The sequence below is a fragment of the Rhodoligotrophos appendicifer genome, assembly GCF_007474605.1.
GTDB lineage: Bacteria > Pseudomonadota > Alphaproteobacteria > Rhizobiales > Im1 > Rhodoligotrophos > Rhodoligotrophos appendicifer.
On record NZ_VHKL01000006.1, the window covers coordinates 183,911 to 209,147 of the forward strand.

Annotated in this window: 26 protein-coding genes; 14 read left to right on the forward strand and 12 right to left on the reverse strand. The window is 63.0% G+C overall.

Annotation, left to right across the window (positions count from 1 at the left end):
• Nucleotides 1-15 precede the first annotated feature (15 nt).
• Genes FKM97_RS14930 through FKM97_RS14945 form a run of 4 tightly spaced genes read right to left on the reverse strand, consistent with a single transcriptional unit; the run spans nt 16 to nt 4,802 of the window.
• On the reverse strand, nt 16-789 hold the full coding sequence (locus FKM97_RS14930) for an ABC transporter ATP-binding protein (RefSeq protein WP_144293225.1): 774 nt from the start codon (nt 787-789) through the stop codon (nt 16-18).
• Nucleotides 786-2,561, reverse strand: a complete 1,776-nt coding sequence (locus FKM97_RS14935) for a branched-chain amino acid ABC transporter ATP-binding protein/permease (RefSeq protein ID WP_144293226.1) — start codon at nt 2,559-2,561, stop codon at nt 786-788. The genes FKM97_RS14930 and FKM97_RS14935 overlap by 4 nt, the downstream gene beginning before the upstream one ends.
• Nucleotides 2,558-3,595, reverse strand: coding sequence for a branched-chain amino acid ABC transporter permease (locus FKM97_RS14940; protein ID WP_144293227.1), 1,038 nt, complete (start codon nt 3,593-3,595; stop codon nt 2,558-2,560). The genes FKM97_RS14935 and FKM97_RS14940 overlap by 4 nt, the downstream gene beginning before the upstream one ends.
• Nucleotides 3,596-3,647: 52 nt before the next feature.
• Nucleotides 3,648-4,802, reverse strand: a complete 1,155-nt coding sequence (locus tag FKM97_RS14945; RefSeq protein WP_144293228.1) for an ABC transporter substrate-binding protein — start codon at nt 4,800-4,802, stop codon at nt 3,648-3,650.
• A 149-nt stretch (nt 4,803-4,951) separates the two neighbouring features.
• Here FKM97_RS14945 and FKM97_RS14950 point away from each other — a divergent pair, with 149 nt between their 5' ends.
• The 3 genes from FKM97_RS14950 (at nt 4,952) to FKM97_RS14960 (ending at nt 7,283) form a co-directional block, all read left to right on the forward strand.
• The gene (locus FKM97_RS14950) at nt 4,952-5,791 is read left to right on the forward strand and encodes an alpha/beta hydrolase (protein ID WP_246105100.1); all 840 of its coding nucleotides are present in this window, start codon (nt 4,952-4,954) and stop codon (nt 5,789-5,791) included.
• Nucleotides 5,788-6,216 carry a PaaI family thioesterase gene (locus FKM97_RS14955; protein ID WP_144293229.1) on the forward strand — a complete coding sequence of 143 codons (429 nt, stop codon included), beginning with the start codon at nt 5,788-5,790 and terminating at the stop codon, nt 6,214-6,216. The genes FKM97_RS14950 and FKM97_RS14955 overlap by 4 nt, the downstream gene beginning before the upstream one ends.
• 104 nt (nt 6,217-6,320) lie before the next feature.
• Entirely contained in the window at nt 6,321-7,283 is a 963-nt protein-coding gene (locus FKM97_RS14960) for a Bug family tripartite tricarboxylate transporter substrate binding protein (RefSeq protein ID WP_144293230.1), read from the forward strand.
• A gap of 14 nt (nt 7,284-7,297) precedes the next feature.
• Here FKM97_RS14960 and FKM97_RS14965 read toward each other — a convergent pair whose 3' ends face one another.
• From FKM97_RS14965 to FKM97_RS14975, 3 genes are all read right to left on the reverse strand, one after another.
• Nucleotides 7,298-8,791 (reverse strand): adenylate/guanylate cyclase domain-containing protein, encoded by a 1,494-nt coding sequence (locus FKM97_RS14965; RefSeq protein WP_144293231.1) that lies wholly within the window; start codon nt 8,789-8,791, stop codon nt 7,298-7,300.
• A 92-nt stretch (nt 8,792-8,883) separates the two neighbouring features.
• On the reverse strand, nt 8,884-9,324 hold the full coding sequence (locus FKM97_RS14970; protein ID WP_144293232.1) for a hypothetical protein: 441 nt from the start codon (nt 9,322-9,324) through the stop codon (nt 8,884-8,886).
• A 27-nt stretch (nt 9,325-9,351) separates the two neighbouring features.
• Nucleotides 9,352-10,107: an SDR family oxidoreductase gene (locus FKM97_RS14975; RefSeq protein WP_144293233.1), complete on the reverse strand. Its 756-nt coding sequence runs from the start codon at nt 10,105-10,107 to the stop codon at nt 9,352-9,354.
• A 199-nt stretch (nt 10,108-10,306) separates the two neighbouring features.
• On the opposite strand from FKM97_RS14975, the gene FKM97_RS14980 reads away from it, so the two are divergent.
• The 3 genes from FKM97_RS14980 to FKM97_RS14990 all read left to right on the forward strand — a co-directional run bounded on the left by FKM97_RS14980 (nt 10,307) and on the right by FKM97_RS14990 (nt 12,551).
• A complete protein-coding gene (locus FKM97_RS14980) occupies nt 10,307-11,896 on the forward strand; it encodes a winged helix-turn-helix domain-containing protein (RefSeq protein ID WP_144293234.1) in 1,590 nt (529 codons plus the stop codon).
• A gap of 115 nt (nt 11,897-12,011) precedes the next feature.
• Nucleotides 12,012-12,200 carry a hypothetical protein gene (locus FKM97_RS14985; RefSeq protein WP_144293235.1) on the forward strand — a complete coding sequence of 63 codons (189 nt, stop codon included), beginning with the start codon at nt 12,012-12,014 and terminating at the stop codon, nt 12,198-12,200.
• A gap of 144 nt (nt 12,201-12,344) precedes the next feature.
• Nucleotides 12,345-12,551 carry a hypothetical protein gene (locus FKM97_RS14990; RefSeq protein ID WP_144293236.1) on the forward strand — a complete coding sequence of 69 codons (207 nt, stop codon included), beginning with the start codon at nt 12,345-12,347 and terminating at the stop codon, nt 12,549-12,551.
• Nucleotides 12,552-12,560: 9 nt separating this feature from the next.
• Here FKM97_RS14990 and FKM97_RS14995 read toward each other — a convergent pair whose 3' ends face one another.
• Complete coding sequence (locus FKM97_RS14995) at nt 12,561-13,700, reverse strand: NAD-dependent epimerase/dehydratase family protein (RefSeq protein ID WP_144293237.1); 1,140 nt, start codon at nt 13,698-13,700, stop codon at nt 12,561-12,563.
• Nucleotides 13,701-13,806: 106 nt separating this feature from the next.
• On the opposite strand from FKM97_RS14995, the gene FKM97_RS15000 reads away from it, so the two are divergent.
• The 5 genes from FKM97_RS15000 (at nt 13,807) to FKM97_RS15020 (ending at nt 18,335) form a co-directional block, all read left to right on the forward strand.
• The gene (locus tag FKM97_RS15000) at nt 13,807-14,826 is read left to right on the forward strand and encodes an ABC transporter substrate-binding protein (RefSeq protein ID WP_205015044.1); all 1,020 of its coding nucleotides are present in this window, start codon (nt 13,807-13,809) and stop codon (nt 14,824-14,826) included.
• A 97-nt stretch (nt 14,827-14,923) separates the two neighbouring features.
• Entirely contained in the window at nt 14,924-16,084 is a 1,161-nt protein-coding gene (locus FKM97_RS15005; protein ID WP_144293238.1) for a saccharopine dehydrogenase NADP-binding domain-containing protein, read from the forward strand.
• Nucleotides 16,085-16,099: 15 nt separating this feature from the next.
• A complete protein-coding gene (locus tag FKM97_RS15010; protein ID WP_144293239.1) occupies nt 16,100-17,074 on the forward strand; it encodes an ABC transporter ATP-binding protein in 975 nt (324 codons plus the stop codon).
• The gene (locus FKM97_RS15015; RefSeq protein ID WP_144293240.1) at nt 17,071-17,694 is read left to right on the forward strand and encodes an ABC transporter permease; all 624 of its coding nucleotides are present in this window, start codon (nt 17,071-17,073) and stop codon (nt 17,692-17,694) included. The genes FKM97_RS15010 and FKM97_RS15015 overlap by 4 nt, the downstream gene beginning before the upstream one ends.
• Nucleotides 17,691-18,335: an ABC transporter permease gene (locus FKM97_RS15020; RefSeq protein WP_144293241.1), complete on the forward strand. Its 645-nt coding sequence runs from the start codon at nt 17,691-17,693 to the stop codon at nt 18,333-18,335. The genes FKM97_RS15015 and FKM97_RS15020 overlap by 4 nt, the downstream gene beginning before the upstream one ends.
• A gap of 93 nt (nt 18,336-18,428) precedes the next feature.
• Here the strand turns inward: FKM97_RS15020 and FKM97_RS15025 are convergent, their stop codons facing one another.
• The 3 genes from FKM97_RS15025 to FKM97_RS15035 are packed head-to-tail and all read right to left on the reverse strand — an operon-like array spanning nt 18,429 to nt 21,116.
• A complete protein-coding gene (locus FKM97_RS15025; RefSeq protein ID WP_144293242.1) occupies nt 18,429-19,439 on the reverse strand; it encodes an ABC transporter substrate-binding protein in 1,011 nt (336 codons plus the stop codon).
• Nucleotides 19,440-19,473: 34 nt separating this feature from the next.
• Nucleotides 19,474-20,268: an ABC transporter permease gene (locus FKM97_RS15030; RefSeq protein WP_144293243.1), complete on the reverse strand. Its 795-nt coding sequence runs from the start codon at nt 20,266-20,268 to the stop codon at nt 19,474-19,476.
• Nucleotides 20,265-21,116 (reverse strand): ABC transporter ATP-binding protein, encoded by an 852-nt coding sequence (locus FKM97_RS15035; protein ID WP_144293244.1) that lies wholly within the window; start codon nt 21,114-21,116, stop codon nt 20,265-20,267. The genes FKM97_RS15030 and FKM97_RS15035 overlap by 4 nt, the downstream gene beginning before the upstream one ends.
• 343 nt (nt 21,117-21,459) lie before the next feature.
• Here FKM97_RS15035 and FKM97_RS15040 point away from each other — a divergent pair, with 343 nt between their 5' ends.
• A complete protein-coding gene (locus tag FKM97_RS15040; protein ID WP_144293245.1) occupies nt 21,460-21,930 on the forward strand; it encodes a cupin domain-containing protein in 471 nt (156 codons plus the stop codon).
• 64 nt (nt 21,931-21,994) lie between these two features.
• Here FKM97_RS15040 and FKM97_RS15045 read toward each other — a convergent pair whose 3' ends face one another.
• Nucleotides 21,995-22,978, reverse strand: coding sequence for a helix-turn-helix domain-containing protein (locus FKM97_RS15045; RefSeq protein ID WP_144293246.1), 984 nt, complete (start codon nt 22,976-22,978; stop codon nt 21,995-21,997).
• A gap of 255 nt (nt 22,979-23,233) precedes the next feature.
• On the opposite strand from FKM97_RS15045, the gene FKM97_RS15050 reads away from it, so the two are divergent.
• Together FKM97_RS15050 and FKM97_RS15055 are read left to right on the forward strand one after the other, a co-directional pair.
• The gene (locus FKM97_RS15050) at nt 23,234-24,208 is read left to right on the forward strand and encodes an ABC transporter permease (protein ID WP_144293247.1); all 975 of its coding nucleotides are present in this window, start codon (nt 23,234-23,236) and stop codon (nt 24,206-24,208) included.
• A gap of 26 nt (nt 24,209-24,234) precedes the next feature.
• Nucleotides 24,235-25,230 (forward strand): sugar ABC transporter substrate-binding protein, encoded by a 996-nt coding sequence (locus FKM97_RS15055; RefSeq protein ID WP_144293248.1) that lies wholly within the window; start codon nt 24,235-24,237, stop codon nt 25,228-25,230.
• Nucleotides 25,231-25,237: the final 7 nt, after the last annotated feature.

Sequence of the window (25,237 nt, forward strand, 5' to 3'; positions counted from 1 at the left end):
TCGCATCCCTGGCACCTAGCGCGGGGACCGCGCTGCGACCGCCTCGGCATCGTTTGCCTCGCCGCCCTCAATCGATGCGCCGAGATAGGCTTCTTCCACAAGAGGGTTGCACAGCAGATCGCGGCTCGGCCCCGAGAGGACGATATCCCCGGTTTCAAGCACATATCCGAAATCCGACGCATGCAATGCGGCGCGCGCATTCTGCTCCACGAGCAGAATCGATACGCCGGATTGGCGCAGAGTCGCAATGATGCGGAACACTTCCGCCACGATGAGAGGGGCGAGCCCGAGGCTCGGCTCGTCCAGCATCAGCAGCCGCGGCCGCGACATCAGCGCCCGGCCGATCGCCAGCATCTGCCGTTCGCCTCCCGAAAGCGTTCCCGCCTCCTGACTGCGACGCTCCTTCAATCTTGGAAACTGTGCATAGACCTTCTCGATGTCCTCCCGCGCCTGTGAGCGGCCGTGCCGGCGCTGCACATAGGCGCCGAGGAGGAGGTTGTCTTCGACCGACATCGTACCGAACAGCTCGCGGCCCTCGGCCACGAGGCACATGCCACGCTCGAGGCGTTCCTCGACCGATAGCTGGTCCACCCTCCTGCCTTCGAAGGTGATTGCTCCTCGGCTGGGATGCAGGCCCATCAGACTGTTGAGCAATGTGCTTTTGCCGGCGCCGTTCGGCCCGATCACGGTCACGACCCCACCCTCTGCGATGGTCAGGTCGATATCCCGGACGGCGGAAATCTTTCCATAGCTGCCCGTCAGCCCGGCGACGGTGAACAACTCACTCATGGGGCGCTCACCCCCAGATAGGCTTCGAGCACTTTCGGGTCGCGCCGGATCTGCTGCGGTGCGCCCTGTGCCAGCTTGTTTCCGAAGTTGAGGACGACGACATCGTCGGCGATTTCCATGACGAAGCGCATGTCGTGTTCGACCAGCAGGATGCTCATGCCTCCCGCGCGGAGCTGCTTGAGCAAACTGGCCAGATCGTTCTTCTCATTATGCCTGAGCCCGGCGGCCGGCTCGTCCAGCAGCAGCAGGTCCGGGGCGGCGCACAGGGCCCGTGCGATCTCGACGAGCCGCTGCTGACCAAGGGCGAGATTGCCGGCCGGCTCATCGATCATCGCCGCAAGGCCCACACGGCCGATCTGCCGTTCGGCCTCCTTGCGCAGCGCATCCTCCACCGCTTGCCTGATCCCGAAGGCCGCGGCGAGCGGCCCCCTGCGGCTCCGCCCATGCGCACCGAACATCACATTCTCGAGCACCGAGCGGTCCGGCACCAGCCGCACATGCTGGTAGCTCCTGGAGAGCCCCCGATGGACGAGTTCATGTGCCGGCAATTGGTCGACCCGTTCGCCCCGCAGCCAGACTTCGCCGCCATCTGTAGCCAGGCACCGGGTGAGCACGTTGAACAATGTGCTCTTCCCCGCACCATTGGGCCCAATCACGGCGACGATCTGGCCTGGACCGACCTCGAAGGACACATCATTGACGGCCACGAGACCGCCGAACCGCTTGCCCACCCCCTTCACCGCCAGCAACGTTCCGCTGGTCATGGCGGGGCGCACGATGGGCTCCAGCGATGCGTCCTCGGCAGCGGCGGGCTTGCGAAACCGAGGCAGGCGTTCCAGCAGGACCCCGAATCCCTTGTCTCTGTTGAGCTGGAGCAGAAGGATGATGAGCGCTCCGAAGGCGATGATCTCGAAATTGCCGCTGCGCCCGAGGATCGCCGGCAGGACGTCCTGCAGGCTTTCGCGCAGGATCACGATCACGGCGCTGCCGAGAACCGCTCCCCACACATAACCCGCGCCGCCGACGACGGCCATGAACAGGTATTCGATGCTCATGGTGATACCGAAAGGCGCTGGATTGACGAAGCGCAGCAGATGGGCATAGAGCCAACCGGAGATCGATGCCAGAAGCGCTGCATAGACGAACACGGCCAACTTGACCCGGCTGCCGTTGACGCCGAAATTCTCGGCCATCTCGGCATCTTTTTTGAGCGCCCGCATCGCCCGCCCCGGCCGTGAATCCAGGAGGTTTTGGGTCAATAGCAGGGCGACGAGCACGACGAACCAGATCAGGTAGAACATGCTGCGGCCGGAATCGAGAACGGTCCCGAACACGGAGATTGCCGGAATGCCGGTCATGCCGGTCTGACCACCGAGTTCGGCCATGTTCCCGAACACGTAATAGAGGCTCATGCTCCAGCAGATCGTGCCCAAAGGCAGATAATGGCCGGAGAGCCTGAGCGTGATGCCGCCGAGCACCAGGGCGGCGAGCAGATTGACCACGAGGCCGGCCCCGAGGCCAACCCAGGGCGAGAGCCCGAAATTCACCGTGAGGACGGCGGTCGTATAGGCCCCGATGCCCACGAAGGCGGCTTGCCCGAAGGAGGTAATGCCTGACACGCCGGTGAGCAGCACTAGCCCCAGGGCCACCAGGGCATAGAGACCGATATAGTTCAGCAGGGTGATGTAAAATTCCGAGAAGACTTGCCCGCCCAGAAGGCAGGCAAGCAAAATGGCGGCCCACAGCAGGATACGGCCCGAACGCCCACTCATTCGGCTTCACCCCTGGACGGATGCGTCACCGACAGGACCAGCAGGATCGGCAGGATCAGGCCGAACAGCAGCGCTTCCTTGAACGCGCTCGCCCAGAAGGAGGAGAAGGCCTCGATCAGGCCGACCAGGATCGCACCGAGAGCACCGACCGGATAGCTCACAAGCGCACCGATGATCGCGCCGATGAAGCCTTTGAGGGCGATGAGCAGGCCGGTATCGTAATAGATGGTGGTGATGGACGAGATCAGGATGCCCGAGATCGCGCCCACCAGTGCGGCGAGAGTGAAGCAGAGGGTACCGGCAACCTCTGGCCTGATGCCCACCAGACGTGCACCGACGCTGTTGACGGCGGTGGCGCGCAGGGCCTTGCCGCGGAGCGTGAAGGTAAATCCCCAGAAAAGAACGGCGATGAGCACGATGCTGGCCGCTATGGCGGTCAGGCTCTGTCCTGTGATCATCATCGTGCCGAAGGTGAAGGTCGCATCGATCAGCGGCTGCGTGCGGGCACCCTCCGGTCCGAAGGCGAGCAGCCCGACGCCCATGAGCAGCAGGTGCAGCGCGACTGCGGCAATCATCAGCACCAGCACGCTGGCATTGGCCATGGGCTGGAACACGATGCGATAGAGGATGGCGCCGAAGGGCACGACGATTGCAAGCGTGACCACGACCTGCATCCACACGGCGTCTGGTGCGCCCGTCACCCAGAACAGGATGGCGGCGAGGCAACTCGGATAGAGAGCGAACAGGGCGGCGGTCGTCATCGCGCGGCGGCGGTGCGGTGTCCGGATCCCGGTCCAGAGCTCGATGGCCGCGGCCATCCATCCCGTGATCACCAGGAAGGTGACCACCCCCGGCACAGCCCCCTGCTGGAGGGCGGCCATGGTGAGTGCGCCATAGGTCACGAACTCTCCCTGCGGCACGAACACGACCCGGGTGACGGTGAAAACCAGGATCAGGGCAAGGGCGAGCAGCGCATAGATGGCCCCGTTGACGAGGCCATCCTGCGCGAGGAGCAAGGCGATTTCCGTAGTCAAGGCACGACTGTCCCCGTTTCAGCCTTGGGCTGCATGATCGCCAGGTCTCGACTCAGTTGGGAAGATAGGTCCACTTCCCGTCTTTGACCTGGATCAGGACCAACGACTCCGGAGTGAAGCCCGTATGGTCCTTCGGTGTCAAAGTCACCGGTCCGGAAGTCGTGACGACCGCCTTGCTGTTCTGCAGGGCATCGTTGAGGGCGGCACGGAACTCCGGCGTCCCCGGCTTCGCCTTCTCCAGGGCGACGGGTATGGCCGCCTGAGCGAGGAGGAAACCGTCCCAGGCGAAACCCGGAAAGGCCGAGATGCTGTTGGCGCCATTGGCGTCGTTATAGGCTTTTGCGAATTCGGTCGCCGCAGCCTTTGCAATGTTTGACTCCGGCAGCTGGTCGGCGACGATCAGCGGTCCGGTGGCAATGATGGCGCCTTCCACGGCCTTACCGCCGACACGCAGGAAGTCGTTGGTCGTCACGCCCGTGGTCTGGTAGATCGCACCCTTGAAACCGCGCTCCACCAGGGTCGATTGCGGAAGCACGCCCGGCGTGCCGGCAGCGATCACGAGCACGGCGTCGGGTTTGGCGGCCATGACCTTCAGCACCTGTGCCGTCACCGACGTATCGTTCTTGTTGAATTTCTCGGAAGCGACGATCTCGAGGCCGGCATTCTTGGCCGCCTGGTCGAACGCGCTGGCCCAACTCTCCCCATAGGCGTCGTTGAACCCGATCACCGCTACTTTCTTCTGGTCATGGGCGGCCATGTAGGTCGCCGTCGCCTTGGCGAAGATATCGTCGTTGATCGTGGTCTTGTAGACCCACTGACGGTTCTCATCGAGCGGCTGAACGATGGAGCGTGCCGCGGCGAAGGTGATCATCGGTGTCTTGCCGCGCCCCGCCGCCTCGACGACGGCGAGAGCTGACGGAGAGATCGTGGGCCCCATCAAAAGGTCGACCTTGTCCTCGGTGATCAGGCGTTCAACCAGGCGTCGCGCGGTCGTCGGGTCGGAAGCATCATCCAGGGTGATATATTCGACATCCTGGCCGCCGATGGTCTTCGGCATCAGCGCGATTGCATTCTTCTGCGGAAGACCGAGAGTAGCCGCCGGCCCGGTCATGCTGATCACGATGCCGATTTTTACTTGCGCATGCGCGCTGACGGCGAAGGCGAACACCATCGCCACCGCCGCAACCGTGCGGGTCAGGAAATTCATGAATAGTCCTCCAAAACTGTCCCCACTATCCCGCGACCGTCCAGCCGTTCCTCCAAGCCTGACGATCACCGTTCCGATGATAGTTACGTTTGTTGAACATACAACAAATTTATGCTGTGCTCTTGGCGAATGTGAAAGGAGACCGAGCCTTGGAAATCCAATACAACAACCGTCTCCGCAATCCCGACACGCCCCAGTTTATCGAGCGCTGGACGCGCGAGTCAGAGCGCTACCGCTCAGACTTGGAAGCGGCCGGCCGGGCCGAGCTCGGTCTGAAGTATGGCTCGACCTCGCGACAGGTCGTGGATATGTTCTGGCCGGAGCACGACACCGGCCAGCCCTTGACGGTCTTTATCCATGGCGGGTATTGGCAACTTTTCGGTCCCTCCCTCTTCTCCCATCTCGCCCGCGGCGCCAACGAGCGAGGTCTGCCCATGGCGCTGATCGGCTACGACCTCTGTCCGACGGTGACGCTCGAGGAGATTGTTCGCGAGATTCGCGACGCCGTGAGATTTCTCGTGCAGCGCTACGACCGGCGCCTGGTCCTGTCCGGCCACTCGGCGGGTGGTCACTTGGTGGCTGCGATGCTCGCCACGGACTGGCGGGCCGAAGGTCTCCACATCCCCGATCCCATCATTGCCGGACTGGCCATATCGGGTGTGTTCGACCTGGCGCCCCTGATGGAGACCAGTATGAATGACGCCCTGCGATTGACGCCCGCCACGGCACGCTCATTATCGCCAATTCACTGGCAACCCCCGCGTGGGAAAATGATCGATGCCTGGGTGGGCGGAGCCGAAAGCGAGGAGTTCAACCGGCAAAGCCAGGAATTTGTCGACCGTTGGAGAGTGGCGGGCGCCGATGCGCGCTGCGTACCTGTCGCCGCCGCCCATCACTTCACCATCATTGCAGCCCTTGAAGATCCGGACAGCGCCATGGTCGATCGTCTGAGCGAGTTTGCGCACCGCCCGGCGGTCGGCACGCCATGACCGGAGGATCAGAGGCTGCACTCTTCGAAGGATGGCAGACCCGTCCAGGCGAACCCTTCGAGGACAAAGCCGGTCCCTTTTTCCATCGCGAGCTTGAAGACGGCAGCGTAGTCGGGGGCTTTCGTGCCGACCGCTCGCATCTGAATGGCATCGACATTATCCACGGCGGCTGCATCCTGACCTTGATTGACTACACCCTGTTCACATTGGCGAGGCGCGCGACGCAGGGGGGCGAGGCTGTAACCGTCTCCCTGACGACCGAGTTTGTCGGCAGCGCGAGTTTGGATGATGTCGTCGAGGCCCATGCGGAAGTGATCAAGATTGGCAAGAGCCTCATCTTTGCCCGCGGCCTGGTCCAGTGCCGCGATCGTCCGCTGGCCATGTTCTCTTGCACTTTGAAGCGGATCATGGTGCGACACCCTTAGGAAGCCCTCCTCCGGTACGTGGGACAGCGGCGGCCCACGCCGGAACAGGGCCCGCCTCGTCTGAACGCGATTGCATCGCCGCACTGCGCGCCTAACATGAGGCCATGAGAATCACGGCCGCTTTGCTGATCCTGCTGACACTGCTGGCGCCCGCCTCTGCACAGGAGGCCTACCCGGCCAAGGCCATCAATCTGATTGTCCCCTTCGCGGCTGGCGGATCCACCGATGCCATTGGCCGCATTATCGCCGAGGGCCTGGAGCGGGTGCTGGGGAAGCCCGTCGTCGTCGAGAACCGCGCCGGCGCGGGGGGGTCGATCGGCACGGCGGCCATAGCCAAGGCCCCGCCCGATGGCTATACGATTGGGATCGGCACGACCTCCACCCTCGCCATCAATCCCGCGGCCTATAAGAACCTGCCTTTCGATGTGCAGGTTGATCTATCGCCCATCGGTAAGATTGCCGGAGTGTCGAACATCATGTCCATCAACCCGGCGGTTCAGGCCATCGATATGGCGGCGTTCATCGCCCTGGCCCGTCAGCGCCCGGGCAAGCTGTCCTATGCATCCGCGGGCCTGGGCTCGGTGAGCCACCTGCTCGGGGAGCAGTTCGGCCTCGCCACGGGGACGGAGATCACCCATGTCCCCTATGCCGGCGTGGGCCCGGCGCTGAATGACGCCGTCGGAGGGCATGTCGACGTGCTCTACGACAACCTGCCGACCTCGTTGCCTCTGGTGAAAGCGGGGTTTCTCCGGCCCCTGGCGATCTCGGGCGACAAGCGGAATCCCGCTCTGCCCGACGTTCCGACCTTCGCAGAATTGGGTCTCGTCGATATGAACTGGATGGCTTTTTTCGGGCTGATCGCACCAGCGGGGACGCCCCCTGCCCTCATCGCCAGGTTGAACGAGGCATTGATCGAGCTCCTGGCAATACCGGAGATACGCGCCAAGCTGATCGCCCAGCAGATCCGCGTCGATGGCAATTCGCCGGAGGCATTCAAGGCTGAGATCGCGCGCGAACTCTCCCAGATGCGGCAGGTGGTGACCGCCGCCAAAATTACCCTCGACTGAACATTTTCTATCGCTCAGGGGCCGTTGCTCACCGCCATTCCGCCGCGATGCAAGGTCCAGACCTCCACAGGCTGGGAGCGGCCCCGCAAGGTGACAGCCGCATGTCGGCGCAGATCTTCGGTGCCTCGATCGGCGGCAAGATCGCCCACGCGATCGACAACGGCCTGGCTGACCACCAACGGAGTTCCAAGAGTGCGGGTCAGCCCTTCGAGCCGGCTGGCCGTGTTGACCGTGTCGCCGAGCACTGCGAATTCGAGGCGTTGCGTGTTGCCGATATCCCCCAGAACCACGGGCCCGTAATGCACTCCAATCCCGGCGCATATCGGGGCCTCGCCGTTTGACCGTCGCTGGATGTTCCAACTCTCCAGTCGCTCGAGCATCGAGCGGGCACAAGCCAGGGCATTGGCGGCGTCATGAGGGCTGGGCTGGGGTGTGCCGAAGGTCGCCATCACACAGTCGCCGACGAATTTGTCGAGCGTGCCGCCATGCTCGAAGACGCAGTCCGCCATGCGCTCGTGGAAGCCGCGCAGCATGATGACGACGGAATGCGGGTCCAGCCCTTCACAAAGGCTGGTGAAACCAACGACATCGACGAACAGCACAGCGACTTCTTGGCTTCGGGGCGAACCGAAGGGCTCATCGTTATCCGCCAGCTCTTCGACCAGGTTCGCCGAGACGTGCCGAGCGAGATTGTCCCGGGCGCGGGCAATCCGTGCTTGGACGTCCACCAGCCTCCGCATGCAGCCCACGACCACTGCCAGGATGCCGGCGATCAGGCATGCGGCGAAGATGTTCGAGGCCCAGGCTGCCGTGTCGACGAAACGCGGATCAAGATACCGCGCCAATGCTTCGGGTCCGGCTCCTGGCAATCCAAAGCCGAGGAGGCTGTCGGGTCTGAAGGCGATGATCCCGACGCCCACTGTCCAAGTGGCGATGACGATGGCGGCCGCCGCCAGGACGAGCCCGGGGGACAGCGTGAAGGTGGCCCAGGCCATGATCATCACGAAGAAGGGGAATGCCGGGGGCCGGAGCTTCATCTGCACCGGCCATGGCTGGACGTCCAGAGGATTGGGAACGAGCAGCGTCACCGTCAGCAGGCCGGCGTTCGCCAGCACGAGGAACAGCACCATCCAGGCCGGCAGCGGCCGCCGCGACAGCCATCCCCAGCTCCAGGCCAGACCGACGAAGGCCGCCACGATCCCCAAATAGTAAACGGCACCCGGCCAAGGATGGACCAGAGCGCACCAGATCGCGATCGCGGCAAAGGCCAATGTGAGCGCATGCGTACCCAGCCGCCCGTTGCGTTGCCGCTCTTGTGCCAATGCAACGGCGATCCGTCGGTCGAGAGCGCTGAGCTGCGCGCGCGGGCTGACCAAGTGGCGAAGCATCGAAGCGGGCGTGTTTAGCAGCCGCGCCATGGCCCTCCGACTGAAATCCAAGGGCACCGGAGCCTCCCCCTCATTGAGGGGAGTGGAAGACGGCACGTTCAGCGTCGTTTCGCTCGTCATACTGAGCCTCCTGATCGCCCGTCTGCAGGTGCCGGACCGGGCTATGAACTAGTGCGTCGACCAGCCATGGCTCACAATGAGCGACTGGCCCCTCAGGCCGCGGCGGCCATCACGCCTCGAGAGCGGCGGATCGCCCACAAGGTCAGGGCCACCCCAATTAGCGCCGGCATGGTGACGGCAGGGAAATCCCGGGTAATGGCCGAAGGGGAGCAGATTCCCACGGCAACTTCCCAGAAATGGAAGAGAGCATGCGCACTGAGCCACAAGGTCGATGCGGCCCAGAGCCCGATGCGTCGCTCTGGGCGCATCATGCCGATCCCGAACGCGAGGCCCAGAAACAGCTGGATGATCCCGATGTCGCGGATGAAGTGCTGGTTGAAGAAGCCGGTATCGGTCACCCCTGGAACCAATTCATACCAAGCAACGGGATTGACCAGCATGAAGACGCCATTCAGCGAGAGGAACAGCGCGTTGAACGCGACCATCCCCCCGACGATGATGGTGACCGCACGGCTGTCTTGGGAGATCTGCATGATTTCGTCCTCCTCGCCGACAGCGGCTTATGCTGCAATGGCATCGTCCTGCAGCCACTCTCCAAAGCGGGTCCGTCCCAGGCGCGGATGAGCCCCTGGAGTGAGCGACCGATCATTCAGCTCGGTGCCGAAATAGCGCGCGTGAACGTCGGCGATCACTTGTCGCGTGTCGCCCTTGGCCGCAAGATATTGCCGTGCAAAAGCATCGAGCGGGATCAGTTCGGGCCCAGCGACCTCGATCGTCCCGTTCACCGGTGCACCGAGCACCAATTCGGTCAGCACGGCGACGACATCGTTCGACGCGATGGGCTGAAACAGCGCCGGCGAGAGATGGATGACATTTCCTTTGGAGGCGCCTTGGATGATGCTGTTGGCGAATTCGAAGAACTGCGTCGATTGGAGGATCGTATGGGGAATGCCGGCGCCCTTGATGAGATTCTCCTGGGCAGCCTTCGCCCGCAGATAGCCGCTTTCCGGCAGGCGTTGGGTACCGACGACGGACAGGGCGACGTGATGTTTGACGCCCGCGGCCGCCTCGGCGGCGAGTAAGTTGCGACCGGAGGTCTCAAAGAACTCCATCACTGCGTGGTCCTCGAACGAGGGGGAATTCGCGACGTCGACGACGATTTGCGCATCCACCAAGGCTTCGGCCAGACCCTCCCGGGTGATGGTGTTGACACCGGAAGCGGGAGAGGCCGCATTGACTTCATGACCCCTTTCGCGCAACGCGCTGGCCAGCTTGGACCCGATGAGGCCGCTGCCTCCGATCACCACGATCTTCATTGTCTTCTCCTTCACGAGAGCGACCGCGTCATCGCGATCGAGTGAACTGAGACTAGCCTGCAGCGCGCGGGAAGACCTTGTAGAGCCATCGTCTCTTGCTTGGATTTGTCTTGTTTGTTTGTCCAACAGGACGTCAATCCTTTGGAGATTACTGCTATGTTGCACCAGTCGGGTCGTTTTTGAGAGATGGAGAGTAGGCGTGCAGTTCCGGTTCGGACCCTATGCGCTCGATATCGACCGGAGGGAGCTGAAGCAGGGCACTGAAGTCGTACCCCTCGGCCCCCAGGTCTTCGACCTCCTGACCTTCCTGGTGGAGAACCGCGAGCGGGTCGTCAGCAAGGATGATCTGCTCCAGTCCGTTTGGGGTGGGCGCATCGTGTCGGAATCGACCCTGACCAGTCATATCAACGCGGTGCGTCGCGCTGTCGGTAACAGCGGCGAGGACCAGCGGCTGGTCCGGACGATCGCGCGTAAGGGATTTCGGTTTGTGGCCGACGTCAGCGAAGTTCGGGCCCTGGAGCGCCTCCCGTCCCCTGAAGGCGTGGCCATCGGGGCAGAGACGATCGCTGCGCCGGCAACCCCGCTGATCCTGCCCGACAGACCGTCCATTGCCGTGTTGCCGTTCCAGAACCTGAGCGGCGACCGGGAGCAGGATTATTTCGCCGACGGTGTCGTGGAGGACATCATCACCGAATTGTCGCGCATCCGGTGGCTGTTCGTCATCGCGCGCAACTCGAGCTTCACCTACCGGGATCAGGCGGTCGACGTAAAGCAGGTGGGCCGTGAACTCGGCGTCGGCTACGTCTTGGAAGGCAGCGTGCGCAGAGCGGACAATCGCGTCCGCATCACCGGCCAGCTGATTGACGTCGCGACCGGGGTGCATCTCTGGGCGGAGCGGTTCGAGGGAACCCTCCACGACATCTTCGATCTCCAGCAGCAGATTGCAGCGAGCGTCGTGGGGGCGATGGCGCCGCAGCTCGAGCGCGCGGAGATGGAACGGGCCAAGCGCAAGCCGACTGAGAGCCTGCACGCCTATGACTGCTACTTGAGGGGAATAGCTCACCTTCATCAGGGCAGCAGGGAGGCCATCGACGAGGCCCTCCCCTTGTTCAACAAGGCGATCGAGCTCGATCATGATTTTGCCTCCGCTTATGCGATGGCCTCATGGTGTCACTTCTGGCGCAAGGTCAATGGCTGGATGACCGATCCTGAGCAGGAGGTGTCCGCCGGAGCAAGCCTCGCCAGGCGGGCGGTCGAGCTGGGCCGGGATGATCCGGTGGCGCTCACGCGGGCGGGTCATGCGCTGGCTCATCTGGTCGGCGACCTCGATGGCGGCATAGCCCTCCTCGACCGGGCGCTCGTGCTCAATCCCAATCTGGCTGCTGCCTGGTTTCTCGGCGGCTATTTGCGGGTTTGGCGGGGTGAAAGCGATGGAGCCATCGAGCGCTTCACAAAGGCCATGCGCCTCAGCCCGCTGGATCCGGAACTCTATCGAATGGAAGCCGGCATCGCCATGGCTCATCTCTTCGCCGGCCGGTTCGATGCGGCTTCGTTATGGGTGGAGCGGACACACAGGAACCTGCCGAGTTTTCTCATGGTGATCGGCATCATCGCGGCGAGCCACGCTCTGTCCGGCCGCCAGGAGCGCGCCCGGCTTGCCATACGGCGTTTGCGCCAGCTTGATCCAGCACTTCGCCTTTCGAATCTTGGCGACTGGCTGCCGATCCACCGGGCTGAGGATCTCGCGATCTTCGCCGAGGGACTTCGGCTGGCCGGGCTCCCGGAATGATGCTCTTGGCAGCGAACGTCTCGGCGACCCGGAAGAGTGCTGACAGTGATCATGTTCTGCTCACATTTTCGGGCTTTGATCCCATCTGTGCCGGCGCAAATATTCGGAGCGACACATGCTGATGATGCTGATCTTCGTCCTGTGCGCGGCCTTTGCCGGCACTTTGGTTGTGCGATGGCATCTTCAGCGAAAGCGATGGCAGCGCGAGCGCTCCCCCAATTTTCGCCGCCGGATGCGTCGCGGCCGCGAGCCGATCCTGAAAGTCGACCAGCCGGGACGACGGGCCGAAGATCCTGATCTCTAATCGGACCGGAGCTGCGATCGCTTCCCCCTGCGCGTTTGCATCCAGAGGATCGATGCGCCTGACGACATTCCCATGGCTGGAATGTCGACGGGCTTCGAGGTAGCGTCGGGCTGGCGATTTCGTCAGCGCCGTCTCGGAGTGTCGATGACCAGCAGACTTCCTCCCAAGCTTCCGGTTCGGAGCCCCCCGGCACCCCATCCCGAAGACGAGGTGCGATTCACGCTCCGAGCCTCGCATTACCTGTTCACGCTCATTGACCAGGCGCGGTCGCGTCGTCCGGGCAAGATCTCGCGCAATACTTGGATTTTGGAGGCCATCACCGAGAAGCTGAAGAAGGAACAGCAGGGGTGAGGGAGGGTCTCAGCTGTGCAGGCCGAACCTGGCGCCCAACGCCTTGAGCTGTTGGTCGACGAGACGCGCGACCTTGTAGGAGTCTGCTGGTGGAAAGCCTGAAAGATTGATCTCGAAGCGGTCGCGCAGCACCCGCTGCGCCGCCTCGGTATAGAGAATGCGGCCATCGCTTTCGATCGCCTCCACGCCCTCGGCCCGCTGGCCAACTTCATTGATGGCGATCGCCTCCGCCAGGGAGAGATTGCCCGGCAACATGACCTCAGCGCCGGCCGCTGAGACGATCGCGGGATAGCCACCGGGAAGCCCGTTCGGCCCTGGGATATGGGAGCGCTCGCCGCTATCGGTCATGACCGCCAGAAGCACCTTGCAGAGCGAGCCGGCAGCGAGGCTGCTGGCCCCGGCCGCGGTCGGGATGGAGGCCTCGGCGGCGATCTCGGCAATCAGGCTGGAGCGGTCAATCCTGTCGGTCACGTCGGTGCCGGCGAGGACGATCTTGAGATAGAAATCATGGCCGCAGGTCGTCCCCCGCGTCAGGATGTTGTAGGAGTGATGATTATGCGCGACCACATAGGGCACGATGTGGCGCATGGGTGCTGCAAGCCGCTTTGCCGCCACATACTGGATGGCCGGCACCAGCAGGTCGATATTGCCGACGCCGATAGTGGGTCCTGGGCCGACTTTTGCCAGGGCCACATTGACAACATCGGGATAGGAAACATTGAGAAATCGCGGCGCGGTGCCGCTTCTTTCGATTGCCCGCATCAGGCTGAAGGACGGCGTCATATGCGCTGCCGCCCACAACCCGGGCCCGATCGACAGGAGCTCTGCGCGGATATCCGGCGGCAACAGGTCGCGCAGCCACCAGGCTGCGAAGCTCGCGGCATTGACAACGATCTCGGGCTGCTCGTCATGCATCAGAGCTGCAGTCGCATCGAGGTCCGTGAGGTCGGCCTGGCGGAATTCGATGTCGGGATAGAGTCCCATGTAACTGGCGCCGAACAGGGCCGAACGGGTCTTGCGCAGGCCGCGCTCGGCGTCTCGGCCGGCCGCAACGATGCGCCAGCCGAGATGCGGGATGCGGGCCAGGAACTCCACCAGCTGGCCACCGACATTACCCAGTCCGAAGATCATCAAAACCGGCTTGCGCAAGCCCTCGTCTCCCTGCGTGGCGAATTAATCAGGTGCCAAACCTAAGCTCATTTTCCAAGCCATTGCCAGCGGAGTTTCGTCGTGGCATCAAAGTGACGTCACTCTGATGTCATTGATTTTGTTTGATTTTTTACCCGACAGGGTCGATGCTTTGTCCGTCGCGATCAGCGGCGCGGATGCGGCATGCGGGGTGCATGCCGGCAACGAGAACCTGTCCGGAGAAGACATCATGCCCTCGACCCTCAGCAGGCGCGCCATCCTGGCCGGCGCCGCCATCATGGGCAGCCTAGCGCTGCTGACCGCGGCGCAGGCCGCCGACAAGATCACCGTCGGTTCGAAGAACTATACGGAGAGCATCGTGATCACCCATATGCTCGCCGACCTGCTGGAGGCTAAGGGTTACGAGGTCGATCGCAAGATAGGGTTGGGAGGCACCTCCGTGATCCACGAGGCGATCGTCAGCGGTGAGATCGACGTCTATCCGGAATATACCGGGACGGCGCTCTTGGTGATCCTCAAGGAGCCGGTCGTCAATGATCCCGACAAGGCCTATGAGATCGTCAAGGACGGCTATGCCGAGAAGTTCAAGCTGACCTGGCTCAAACCCCTTGGCTTCAACGATACCTATGCACTGGCCATGCGCCGCGCCGATGCCGAAAAGCTTGGCATCAAGTCCTTGAGCGACCTTGGCGCCCATTCGGGCGATCTGACGCTCGGCTCGACCCAGGAATTCCAGGTCCGCCCGGACGCCTTGCCGGGCCTGTCCAAGGCTTATGATCTGAAATTCAAGGCGAGCCGCGGCATGGACCCGGGCCTTGTGTACCAGGCCATCGCCAACGGCAATGTGGACGTCATCTCCGTCTTCACCACCGACGGCCGCATCAAGGCCAATGACCTGGTGGTCCTCAAGGACGACAAGATGTTCTTCCCGCCTTACTACCTCACGCCCATCGTCCGGGCCGAGACCTTGGCTGCCCATCCCGACGTCGCCGATGCCCTCAACGCCCTTGTGGGCAAGATCGATGAGGCGACCATGATCGAGATCAATTCCTCGATCGATCAGGACAAGCGTCCCGCAGAAGAGGTCGCCAAGGAATTTCTGAAGAAGTCGGGCCTCATCTCCTAGCAGCAGCTGTCATCCGGTTCGGAGCGCCATCCGCCCTTGGCGGACGACGCTCCCGCCATGCCCGCAATCCTCCTCACTCCATACGATCTGGAATCTCATGATCAAGTCGCATCGCAAAATCATCATTTTCGGCGCTGGTGAACTCGGTGGCATCGTAGCCGAGCTCCTCGCGCGTCATCCGCAGTTCCGGGGTGAGATCGTGCTCGCCGACCTGAACGCGGACCTGGCGATGCGGCGAGCCAACTCGGCTCAGCAGGGCGCCTTGCAATGGGGAACCGAGACGCGCGTCACGACCGCGACGGTCGACCTTCGCAACATCGACCAGACCGCGGCTCTGCTGCAGCGGATCGCGCCCGATCTCGTCTTCAATGCGACGACCCTGGCGACTTGGTGGTTGCGCGATCTCCTCCCCGAGGCGGTCAAGCAGCGCCTGCATGTGTTCGGCGCGGGCTCCGGCGTATGGTCGGCCTCCCATGCAGCCTTGGCCTACACCCTCATGCAAGCCGTCCGCGACAGCGGCCTGACGGTGCCGGTGATCAACAGCTCTTATCCCGACGGCGTGAATCCCGCCCTCGCTGCGGCGGGTCTTGCCCCCGACATCGGCATCGGCAATGGCGACCTGCTGGTTCCGGCCCTCCAGCAGGTGGTCGCCGCTCGCTTCCGCGTGGCCCCGCATCGGGTCGGGATCGTCCTCGTGGCGCATCATTTCCACGCCTATAACATCCTCATGCACGGTCACGCCCATGGGCTGGATTTCCCGCTCCGGATCTCGATCGACGGGCGCGATGTCACGGACAGCCTGGATAAGGCGGCCCTGTTCGCCGAGGTCCCCGACATCGCCCGCATCCCGGGTGCGGCGGCCGCCACGTGGATCGTGGCCGCTTCGGCGATCCGCATCCTGATGGCGCTGCTGGATCCCCTCGGCCAGCTAATCCACGCTCCGGGCCCGCTGGGGCTGGTCGGCGGCTATCCGATCCAGGTGAATGCCGGTGGCCTCGAGCTGGCGCTTCCGCACGACGTCGATCGCGACCAGGCGGTTGCCGTCAATTGGGAGGCGCAGCGCGCCGAAGGCATCGAGTCCATTGAGCCCGGCGGCACCATCGTGCTGACCGACATAGCGGCAGGCACTCTGCGGGAAGTCTTCGGCTATGAGATCCGCCGCTATCCCCTAGCCGATTGTCTGGCCATCGCCAAGGAGCTGACGACTGCGCTACGATCCCTTGGCGAGCGCCACGGGCTCGCACTGCAGACCCATTAGCGCGACCGAGATCCCATGCCCGATGCTCTTCGCCTCGACGCCGTTTCCAAGGCCTATGGCGCCACGCCGGTGGTGAGGAGCGCAAGCTTTACGGTGGCCCAGGGCGAGTTCTGTGCCATCGTCGGCCCGTCCGGTTGCGGCAAGACGACGACGCTGAAGATGATCAACCGCATCATAGAGCCGAGCTCCGGCCGCGTGCTGATCGACGATGAAGACGCCGCCGCCATGGATCCGGTGTTGCTCCGTCGGCGCATCGGCTACGTGATCCAGCAGGTCGGCCTGTTTCCGCACATGTCGGTCGAAGCCAATGCTGGCGCCGTTCTGCGGATCATGGGCCGTCCCAGGGAAGAGTGCCGGGCCCGTGCCCGCGCGATGTTGGACCTGGTGGGACTGCCTGCGTCCGTCTATGCCGATCGGCGGCCGAGCGCCCTGTCCGGTGGCCAGCAGCAGCGCGTGGGTGTCGCACGCGCCCTTGCCGCCGACCCCGACATCATCCTCATGGATGAACCTTTCGCCGCCGTCGATCCGGTCATTCGCAAGCAGCTGCAGGACGAAATGCGGCGCATCCAGCGCGAGACCGGCAAAACTATCGTCTTCGTAACCCACGACCTGTTGGAGGCCTTCAGTTTGGCTGACCGGATCGTCCTCCTCAAGGATGGGGTCGTGATCCAGGCGGGCTCTCCCGAAGAGCTGCTCTTTGCCCCCTCTTCGCCCTTCGTCTCCGAATATCTGGCCGAAAGCCGGGAGCTCCTGGGACTGCGGTTCATGAAAGCGCGGGACTTCGCCATGCCCGGATCCGCGCTCGCCCCGGAACTGCCGGCGGACGTGTCGGTTCTTGACGTGGTGCTCGCCTTGGCCGGACGCCAAGAGGTCGACCGTCTCTCCCCCGTCATTATGGGCGACGCCGATGGGCCGTGCTGGACGCTCGACGCGGCCGGCCTCGTGCGCGCGGTGGTAGGCGCGGTTGCCGATCCGGCCGAGGGTGCATGAACTTTTTGATCGCCAACCCTGGGACGATCCTAAACCTGGGCCTGCAGCATCTGTCGGTGTCGCTCGGAGCTGTGCTGATCGCCGTCCTGATCGGCCTTCCCCTGGGCATTGCCGCCGCCAAGATCCGCTGGCTCGAGCTCCCGGCCCTTACCCTAGCCGGGCTTCTCTACCTCGTGCCGAGTCTCGCCCTTTTTGCCTTTCTCATCCCGATCCTCGGCCTCGGCACCCTGACTGCCGTGGTCGGCCTCAGCATCTATTCCCTGCTGGTGATCATGCGCAATGTTGCCATCGGCTTGTCGGCCGTACCGGAACCTCTGCTTGAGGCGGCGCGCGGCATCGGCATGACCAGGTCGCAGAGCTTCCGACTCGTCGAATTTCCCCTGTCGGTGCCGATGATCATCGCCGGCATCCGCATTGCGACGGTGATGACCGTGGGCGTCGCCAGCCTCGCCGCCTATATCGGTGCCGGTGGCTTCGGCGTGCTCATTTTCCGCGGCATCGCCACGGCCGACAATGACATGATCATCGCCGGCGCCTTGCCGACTGCGGCCTTGGCGCTGGCCTGCGATTGGCTGCTGCGCCAGGCTGAGCGCCTGGCGAGAGCCGAGCCTGTGCCATGAGCTCCTTCCTGGACTTCATGGTCGACAACAGCGACCAGATCTGGCTCCTGCTGAAGCAACACATCGTCCTCAGCGCGTCCGGGACGGCGTTGGGTCTGGCCGTTGCTTTCCCCATGGCGATCCTGGCCGCTCTAATGCCACGCCTCGGCCAAGGCTTCTCGGCTGCCGCCAACATCGCCCAGACCATCCCGAGTTTCGCCGTGCTGGGGCTTGCCATTCCCCTCCTCGGCATAGGCTTCGCCCCGGCCCTGCTCGCCTTGAGCCTGCGGGCTCTGCTGCCGATTTATCTGAACGCCCATGTGGCCCTGCAGGGGCTGGATCCGGCCTTGCGCGAGGCAGCCAAAGGCATCGGCATGACGCGCTGGCAGAGCCTCGTCATGGTCGAGTTGCCCCTGTCGCTGCCCGCGACGATCGGCGGCCTGCGCACCGCCGCGGTTGAAAGTGTGGGGATCGCGACCTTGGCGGCCTTCATCGGCGGGGGCGGCCTGGGCGATCTCATCCTTCAGGGGATTGCCTTGCGCGACACCGACAGGCTGCTCGCCGGGGCCATTCCGGCCGCTGGTCTGGCGATTTGCGTGGAGCTCTCTCTCGCCAGAGTGCAAAGGGCGCTCACTACGGTCATGGCTGTGGGACGGCCTTAAGCGCACCCCCGTGACTTATAGCTCAGGGGGCGATGCGTTGTGCACCGCCCCCCGGAGCCTTCACTGCGAATCCGTCACCTCATGCGGCTCTGTTCATTGCGCCTTCGCCTTGGCGAGGAACGAACCGTCGAAGGTCTTTGCAAGGTCGATGCTCGACGTATCGAAGGCCGGATCTGCCGTCGTCAGCAGGTTGAGCGCACTCTTCATGCTCGCCTCGTCGATCGTGCCGTCGGTCGAATAGGACTGGCGCGACGCATTGAACGCCTTGATGTAAAGCGCCTTATCGCCCAGCCAATACTCCTCCGGCACGGTCGCTGCGACCTGCTCCGGCGTCGCCGTCTCCAGCCATTTCAAGGTGCGGTAGAAGGCATTGGTGAGCGCCTGGACCGTCTTCGGATTGTCCTTGATGAAGCTCTCTTTGAAGTAAAGAACGGCAGCCGGGTTCATGCCACCGAACAGATCCTCCGTGCCTTGCGTGGTGCGCGTGTCGATCAGCACGTTGATCAGGTCGAGATCCTGCAGCTTGGAGATGACGGGATCGAGATGCGAGATGGCATCGATTTCGCCCTTTTGCATGGCAGCCACCGCCGAAGCGCCGCCGCCCACGCCGATGAAGGAGGCGTCATCCTGCTTGAGCCCGTTCTTGGCGAAGGCATATTGCACCAGAATATGGGTCGAGGAGCCGGGGGCGGTCACCCCGATATTGGCGCCCTTGAGATCGGCGACGGTTTTGAACTTGTCGGCTTCCGCCTTGCGCACCGCCAGCACGATTCCCGGATACCGGCCAAGGTCGATCACGGCACGGATATCCTGCTTCTTCTGCTGCATCCGGATGGTGTGCTCATACGCCCCCGTCACGGCGTCGACCGAACCGCCGATCAGCGCCTGCAACGACTTGGCGCCACCGCCGAAATCGTTGATTTCGACGTTCAGTCCCTCATCTTTGAAATAGCCGAGCCGTTCCGCCAGCGTCAGCGGGAGATAATAGAGCAGCGGCTTGCCGCCGACGCCGAGCGTGAGGTCGGGCTTTTCCACATCGGCCGCCTGGACGGCTCCGAAAGCGGCAAAGACGAGGCCCGCGGCCAGAAATAAGGTCCGTATCATCTCATGTTTCCTCCGTTTCTTCTGGAATGGGCATTCAATTCTGTTCGCTGGCGGCCTGGGGCCGCCACACGAGAAGTCGCCGCTCCACCCGCGTCACCACCCAATCGATGACGAGGACGAAGGCGGCCAGGATGAACATGCCTGCAAAGACGCCGGTCACGTCGAAGACACCCTCGGCTTGGTGGATGAGATAGCCGAGGCCCGCGGACGATCCGAGATATTCGCCCACCACCGCACCCACCAGGGCGAAGCCGACCGCGGTATGCAGCGACGAGAACATCCACGACATGGCCGACGGCCAGTAGACGTTGCGGAACAGCTGTCGCTCGTTCATCCCCATCATCCTCGCGTTGGCGAGCACGACCGGGCTCACCTCCTTCACGCCCTGATAGACGTTGAAGAACACGATGAAGAACACCAACGTGACACCAAGCGCCACCTTCGACCAGATCCCGAGGCCCAGCCACAGCATGAAAATGGGGGCCAGCACCACGCGCGGGAGGGCGTTGGCCATCTTCAGATAGGGGTCGAACACCGCCGCCACGACCGGTTTGCGGGCGAACCAGAAGCCGATGATGACGCCCCCGAGCGAGCCGATGGCAAAGGCGAGCACCGTCTCCGTCAAGGTGATCCAGAGGTGTTTCCAGATCGTGCCGCTGACGAACAGCGTCACGACGCGGCTGAGCACGTCCCAGGGCTTAGAGAAGAAGAATTCGGGGAGCAGATAGCCGCCGCCGATCGGCACCGTGGCACCGAACTGCCAGAAGGCCAGGGCGGCGACCGCGACCAGGATCTGTAGAATGAGCAGCTTGCCGGGATGAAGCTTCACGGCTGGAGATCCTCCCCATACGTCTTGGCGACCTCGGCCTTGAGCCGGTTCCAGATGTCGCGGTGCAGCTGATGGAAACGCGGGTCGAGCCGCACGTCGGCGGTGTCGCGCGGACGTGCCAGATCGATCGTGAAGTCGCCGATGATGCGCGCCTCCGGGCCGGCCGACATGATCACCACCCGGTCCGAAAGCGCGATGGCCTCTTCCAGGTCGTGAGTGACGAACAGCACCGCCTTGCGGTCCTGCGCCCACAGAGTGAGCAGCAGCGTTCCCATGATTTGTCGGGTCTGCGCGTCGAGCGGCCCGAAGGGTTCGTCCATGAGCAGGATCTTCGGCTGCCGCACCAGCACCTGGGCAAGGCCCACCCGCTTACGCTGTCCACCGGAAAGCTGGTGTGGATAGCGTTCACCGAAACGCGCGAGGCCGACCTTCTTTAACCAGTCCTGCGCTTGCGCCAGGGCATTCGTACGGCGGGTGCCGCCGATCTCCAGCGCGATCGCCACATTGTCGATCGCGGTCTTCCAGGGCATTAGCGCATCCTGCTGGAACAGGTAGCCGGCCCTGGCGTTCAAACCCTCCAGCGTCTCTCCGAAGATCGCCAGGGTGCCACTCGCCGGCTTCAGCAAGCCGGCTGCGACATTGAGCAAAGTCGACTTCCCGCACCCCGTCGGGCCGACGATGGCAACGAACTCTCCCTGACTGACATGCAGCGACGTCGGCGCCACCGCCTTGTAGGACGCACCACCCGTGATGGCGAACTCTATGCTGACATCGTCGAGCGCAACGGCAAATGGCTTCGCGCCGGGCTCGCTCGCCTTGGTGCGCGCCCCTCGCACGGCGGTTTCCATGTCCGTTCTCCCATCATCGTCAGGTCGCGGCCTTGAGAGGGACCCTGTGCGGGAGGACCATCCGGCTCCGGCCCCCCTCGGCCACTTGTTCGCTTGTCCAATGCCTAGCAGGCTCGGCAGCCCTCGCGCTACCAAGACCTCAGTTGGATCCGCTTTTGCATCGGAGCGATGCTCCCGAACTCTTCGCCATCGGTCCCGCCGGTCTGGGGCGTCAACACCGGCTCGCCACCAGACGGTAATTTGCGGTACCCTCGTTGAGGGTGAAGTCGCAGACGCCCCGCCATAATCTAACGCCGAAGCCTGGGGATAGCGGCTCAGGCGCAGCGCGATACGAGGCCGACCCATGGAGTTCACATTCGTTCACAACCACCTAGGTGCGGACGGGGCCCTGTCGATCCCGGCTTTGGGCCTCACGCTGTCCGTGCGGCTTGGCTCCGACCGGGGTGAAACCTTGGAGATCATCGAGACCATCAATGCTCCGGGCTTTGGCCCGCCTCTTCATAGGCATCCCCAGACCGAGATCTTCCGCGTCCTCGAGGGTCGCTATCTCTATGAAATTGCAGGGGAACGGTTCTTTGCGGAAGAAGGGGACGTCGTCTGTATTCCCGGAGGACAGCCGCATGGGTTCTTGAACATAGGCAAGACCCCCGCCCGTCAGCTCGTTGTGATCAGCCCGAGCATGAACGCACGGGAATTCTTCGCCGCCTTGGGAGACCTGCTCCGCAACGGCCCCGTTCCCCTTACGGAACTCAATGCGTTCGGTGGGCCCTGGGACGTTGAGTTCCTCGGTGGCCCCTTGACCAACCGAGAGTGAGCCGCACGCTGCCGCCCCCCGCACCGACACAGGACTGACCCCGCACCCCGGCAGTCGCCGGAAACTAGATTTTCGTCCCGTCGGGCTGCGCCGTCCTTTGCCAGGCCGGCTTCCGGCACGCGACCTCCCGTGGTGCAACGCCGTATTTACGGCGGAACATCGTGCTGAAATGCGCAGAACTGTTGAAACCGTTTTCGAAGGCGATGGAGGTGATCGAACGCCCATCCGCCTTTGCGATCTGGTCATAACAAAGCTGCAGCCGCCGGTCCCAGATCCACTCGGACGCCGACATTTCGTCTCGCTCGAACAGGCGGTGTAGATAACGCAGCGACATTCCATTCGCGTTGGCGATTCGCTCAAGCGTCAGATTCGGATCACTGAGATGCGTTTCGATCCAATGCTTGACCGATCTCAGTCGGGCCTGCTGCACTGACCGGTCCAGCATGGGAATGTCGGGCTCGGCCGTCTGCAGGGTGACGGCCAGCAGATCCATCAGCTGCCCGCCGAGATGTCGTCTGACGTCGACGCCGAGCCTCGACCCTTCATTGGCCAGCATCGCACAGAATTCCGTGGTGATGCGACCCATTCCCTGAATGCTGTTGATCGTCGCCGAGACGGGAATGCACCCCTTGGGGAACCTCTGGGCGAAGTCCGCGCGCGGGATCTCCAGATAGAACGAGCGAACCTCGCCGGCGCATTGCAGCTCATACTGCTCCGTCGCACAGAAAATCGCACCTCGGGCTGCGTTGGACAAGTGGCTGGCACCCCGCTGCAGGACGGTCAAGTTTCCTCGATACAAGAGCTGAAGATAATAGCAGTCCTTGTCCAGCTTCGAGATGTGCTGAGTGTTGCGGAGGATACTCTGTTCCGACAGCAGGATGTCCGTCAGCACCACGTCACCGAAGCAGGCTTCCCGGATGAAGCCCTTGTAATTCTCCGGTTCCTTTGCCTTGACGTCCACATGCACGTAGAAATCGCATATGGCGGCGCGCCATGCATCATAGCGCTTCGCCCGCGGAAGGTTTTCCGTCGTGAAGACGAGGTCCATGGGTTCCTCCACCCCGTGACCACACATGCCGTACAACAATCGAAACGAGCTCGAGGCGAACACTTCGATCGTGCCGGCTTTTTCTTTCTCTGAGAGTCCTTCTAGCCGATTTGACAGCCTTTCAGCAAGAAAGGAACGAGTACGCGCTTGAGCAAGTCTCGTGCGCTATTGGAAAAGAGTTGCCGAGATCTCCCGGATAACTTCCCCGCATCTGCCTTTTTCGGGCGACCGAAGAGCATAATCGGGACGAAAGACATGCCTGTCCTCGGGCGCCTCACCCAAGAGAAGATCGTATTCGGCCTGGCGGTCCTGCTCTGCGTCGCATTTGCCTTCGCTTTGCCCGGTTTCCTGACGACCACGAACCTGTTGAATCTCGTCAGGAGCGTCTCGATCCTCGGCATTTTGGGGGTTGCGATGGGTCTCGTAGTGATCGGCCGCGGCATCGATCTCTCCCTTGTCGCGCTCATGGCGATTTCCATTGCCTGGACGCTGCAACTGGCCTCGACGGGCGTACCGCTCCCCCAGGCGCTCGCCATGGGTCTCGCTTTTAGCCTCGTGACGGGGATGATTACCGGCTGCCTCATTGCCTATGTGGAGATCCCTCCTATTTTCGCCACGTTGGCCATGGGCACCACGATCTATGGCTTTGGGCGCTATTTCCTCTTCCGCCTCGACGTCATCTACATGCCCGAAAGCGCAAAGGCGCTGCTGTGGCTCGGACAGGGCAGCCTCTTGGGCATTCCCGTGCCGATCCTCCTGTTTGCCGGCATATGTCTCGCCGCCCATGCCTTCCTGCGCCTGACCAAGGCCGGCCACTACCTCCGAGCGATCGGCGACAATCTCCTTGCCGCCCGCATCACCGGCGTTCCGGCGCGGCCGATCATCATTCTCCAATACATGCTGTCATCGCTGATCGGCTTCCTGGCCGGCATCGTCACCGCCGCGTCGGTGGCCAGCGTGAACACGCGGATCGCCAATTCGACCTATGTCTACGACGTCATCCTCGTCGTGGTGTTGGGCGGCATCGGCCTCTCCGGCGGCAAGGGCGGGATCCGCAATGTCATCGTCGGCACGCTCCTCATCGGTGTGATGCTCAACGGCATGACGATCATGGATATCCAATACACCGTCCAGAACGTCATCAAGGGCGTGATCCTGCTCACGGCCATCGTCATCGACACCATGATCAACCCCCGCGACGAACAGACCGGTCAGCAGGGGGACATCTAAATTCAAACGAAAGGGAGGACCCACCAATGAAGCTCTTCAAGACAATGATCTTGGCCGCAGCGCTCGTTCTCGGCGCCGGCGCAGCCATGGCCCAGGGGATCGATGATCCCACCCGGGAGCCATATTACAGTTCGTTCAAGGGCAAGCGCGTCGCCTACGTCCCCGTGGCCATGGGCTTCGACCTCACCGAGGGTTGGGCTGCGGGCCTGCGGGAGGCCCTCGAGCCTCTCGGCGTCACCTTCGAGATCCGGGATCCGAATTGGAGCACCGATGCCGGCGCCCAGGCCATCACCTCGCTCATCTCCGAGAAGCCCGACGTGATCGTGGTGCACAATCCCGACGTCCAATCCTATGCGCGCCTGCTCAAGAAGGCACAGGAGGCCGGCATCTATGTGGTGCAGGTCAACATGCGCTCCAGCTATTCGACCGACGCCTTCATCGGCGCCGATTACGTCGGCATGGGTGAGCAGATCGGCAATCGGCTGGTCGAGAAATGCTCGCCCGAAAAGGGCGGCAGCGGCAAGGTCGCGATCACCCAGGGTGTGCTGACCGCAGCGGCGAGCGTCTATCAGATGCAGGGCATCAACAACGTCCTGTCGAAGCATCCCGAAATACAGATCGTCTCGAACCAGGCGGCCGACTGGGACGCTACCAAGGCGCGGAACATTGCTGCGACCGTCATCCAGCAGCATCCTGACCTCTGCGCCATCACCGGCTTCTGGGACGTCATGGATGTGGGCACCGCAGCCGCCATCAAGGAATCCGGCAAGAACGTCTATCTCCTGACCCAGGGGAGCGGCAACCAGTCAGCCTGCGATGGACTGGCGAACGGCACCTATTCCGAGGTCGTGGTCTATTTCGTGCCGGGACAGGCCCGGGACATGGCCTCCATGATCAAGCAAATGCTGCAGCTGAAGCAGACGCCGGGTTCGACGAAGACCACGCTCTTCACGCCCCTGACCTTCCTCACCAAGGAAAACATGACGCCGTCCTCATGCTGGAGCCTTCCCGCAAAGAGCTGAGTCACTC

Coding starts and splice junctions, on each gene's coding strand:
- FKM97_RS15045 (WP_144293246.1), bottom strand. CDS start 22,978: ATGGACCTCGTCTTCACGACGGAAAACCTTCCGCGGGCGAAGCGCTAT.
- FKM97_RS14985 (WP_144293235.1), top strand. CDS start 12,012: ATGCTGATGATGCTGATCTTCGTCCTGTGCGCGGCCTTTGCCGGCACT.
- FKM97_RS15020 (WP_144293241.1), top strand. CDS start 17,691: ATGAGCTCCTTCCTGGACTTCATGGTCGACAACAGCGACCAGATCTGG.
- FKM97_RS14930 (WP_144293225.1), bottom strand. CDS start 789: ATGAGTGAGTTGTTCACCGTCGCCGGGCTGACGGGCAGCTATGGAAAG.
- FKM97_RS15025 (WP_144293242.1), bottom strand. CDS start 19,439: ATGATACGGACCTTATTTCTGGCCGCGGGCCTCGTCTTTGCCGCTTTC.
- FKM97_RS15010 (WP_144293239.1), top strand. CDS start 16,100: ATGCCCGATGCTCTTCGCCTCGACGCCGTTTCCAAGGCCTATGGCGCC.
- FKM97_RS14935 (WP_144293226.1), bottom strand. CDS start 2,561: ATGAGTGGGCGTTCGGGCCGTATCCTGCTGTGGGCCGCCATTTTGCTT.
- FKM97_RS15055 (WP_144293248.1), top strand. CDS start 24,235: ATGAAGCTCTTCAAGACAATGATCTTGGCCGCAGCGCTCGTTCTCGGC.
- FKM97_RS15035 (WP_144293244.1), bottom strand. CDS start 21,116: ATGGAAACCGCCGTGCGAGGGGCGCGCACCAAGGCGAGCGAGCCCGGC.
- FKM97_RS15050 (WP_144293247.1), top strand. CDS start 23,234: ATGCCTGTCCTCGGGCGCCTCACCCAAGAGAAGATCGTATTCGGCCTG.
- FKM97_RS14990 (WP_144293236.1), top strand. CDS start 12,345: ATGACCAGCAGACTTCCTCCCAAGCTTCCGGTTCGGAGCCCCCCGGCA.
- FKM97_RS14975 (WP_144293233.1), bottom strand. CDS start 10,107: ATGAAGATCGTGGTGATCGGAGGCAGCGGCCTCATCGGGTCCAAGCTG.
- FKM97_RS14960 (WP_144293230.1), top strand. CDS start 6,321: ATGAGAATCACGGCCGCTTTGCTGATCCTGCTGACACTGCTGGCGCCC.
- FKM97_RS14970 (WP_144293232.1), bottom strand. CDS start 9,324: ATGCAGATCTCCCAAGACAGCCGTGCGGTCACCATCATCGTCGGGGGG.
- FKM97_RS15005 (WP_144293238.1), top strand. CDS start 14,924: ATGATCAAGTCGCATCGCAAAATCATCATTTTCGGCGCTGGTGAACTC.
- FKM97_RS15015 (WP_144293240.1), top strand. CDS start 17,071: ATGAACTTTTTGATCGCCAACCCTGGGACGATCCTAAACCTGGGCCTG.
- FKM97_RS14955 (WP_144293229.1), top strand. CDS start 5,788: ATGACCGGAGGATCAGAGGCTGCACTCTTCGAAGGATGGCAGACCCGT.
- FKM97_RS14965 (WP_144293231.1), bottom strand. CDS start 8,791: ATGACGAGCGAAACGACGCTGAACGTGCCGTCTTCCACTCCCCTCAAT.
- FKM97_RS15040 (WP_144293245.1), top strand. CDS start 21,460: ATGGAGTTCACATTCGTTCACAACCACCTAGGTGCGGACGGGGCCCTG.
- FKM97_RS14945 (WP_144293228.1), bottom strand. CDS start 4,802: ATGAATTTCCTGACCCGCACGGTTGCGGCGGTGGCGATGGTGTTCGCC.
- FKM97_RS15000 (WP_205015044.1), top strand. CDS start 13,807: ATGTCATTGATTTTGTTTGATTTTTTACCCGACAGGGTCGATGCTTTG.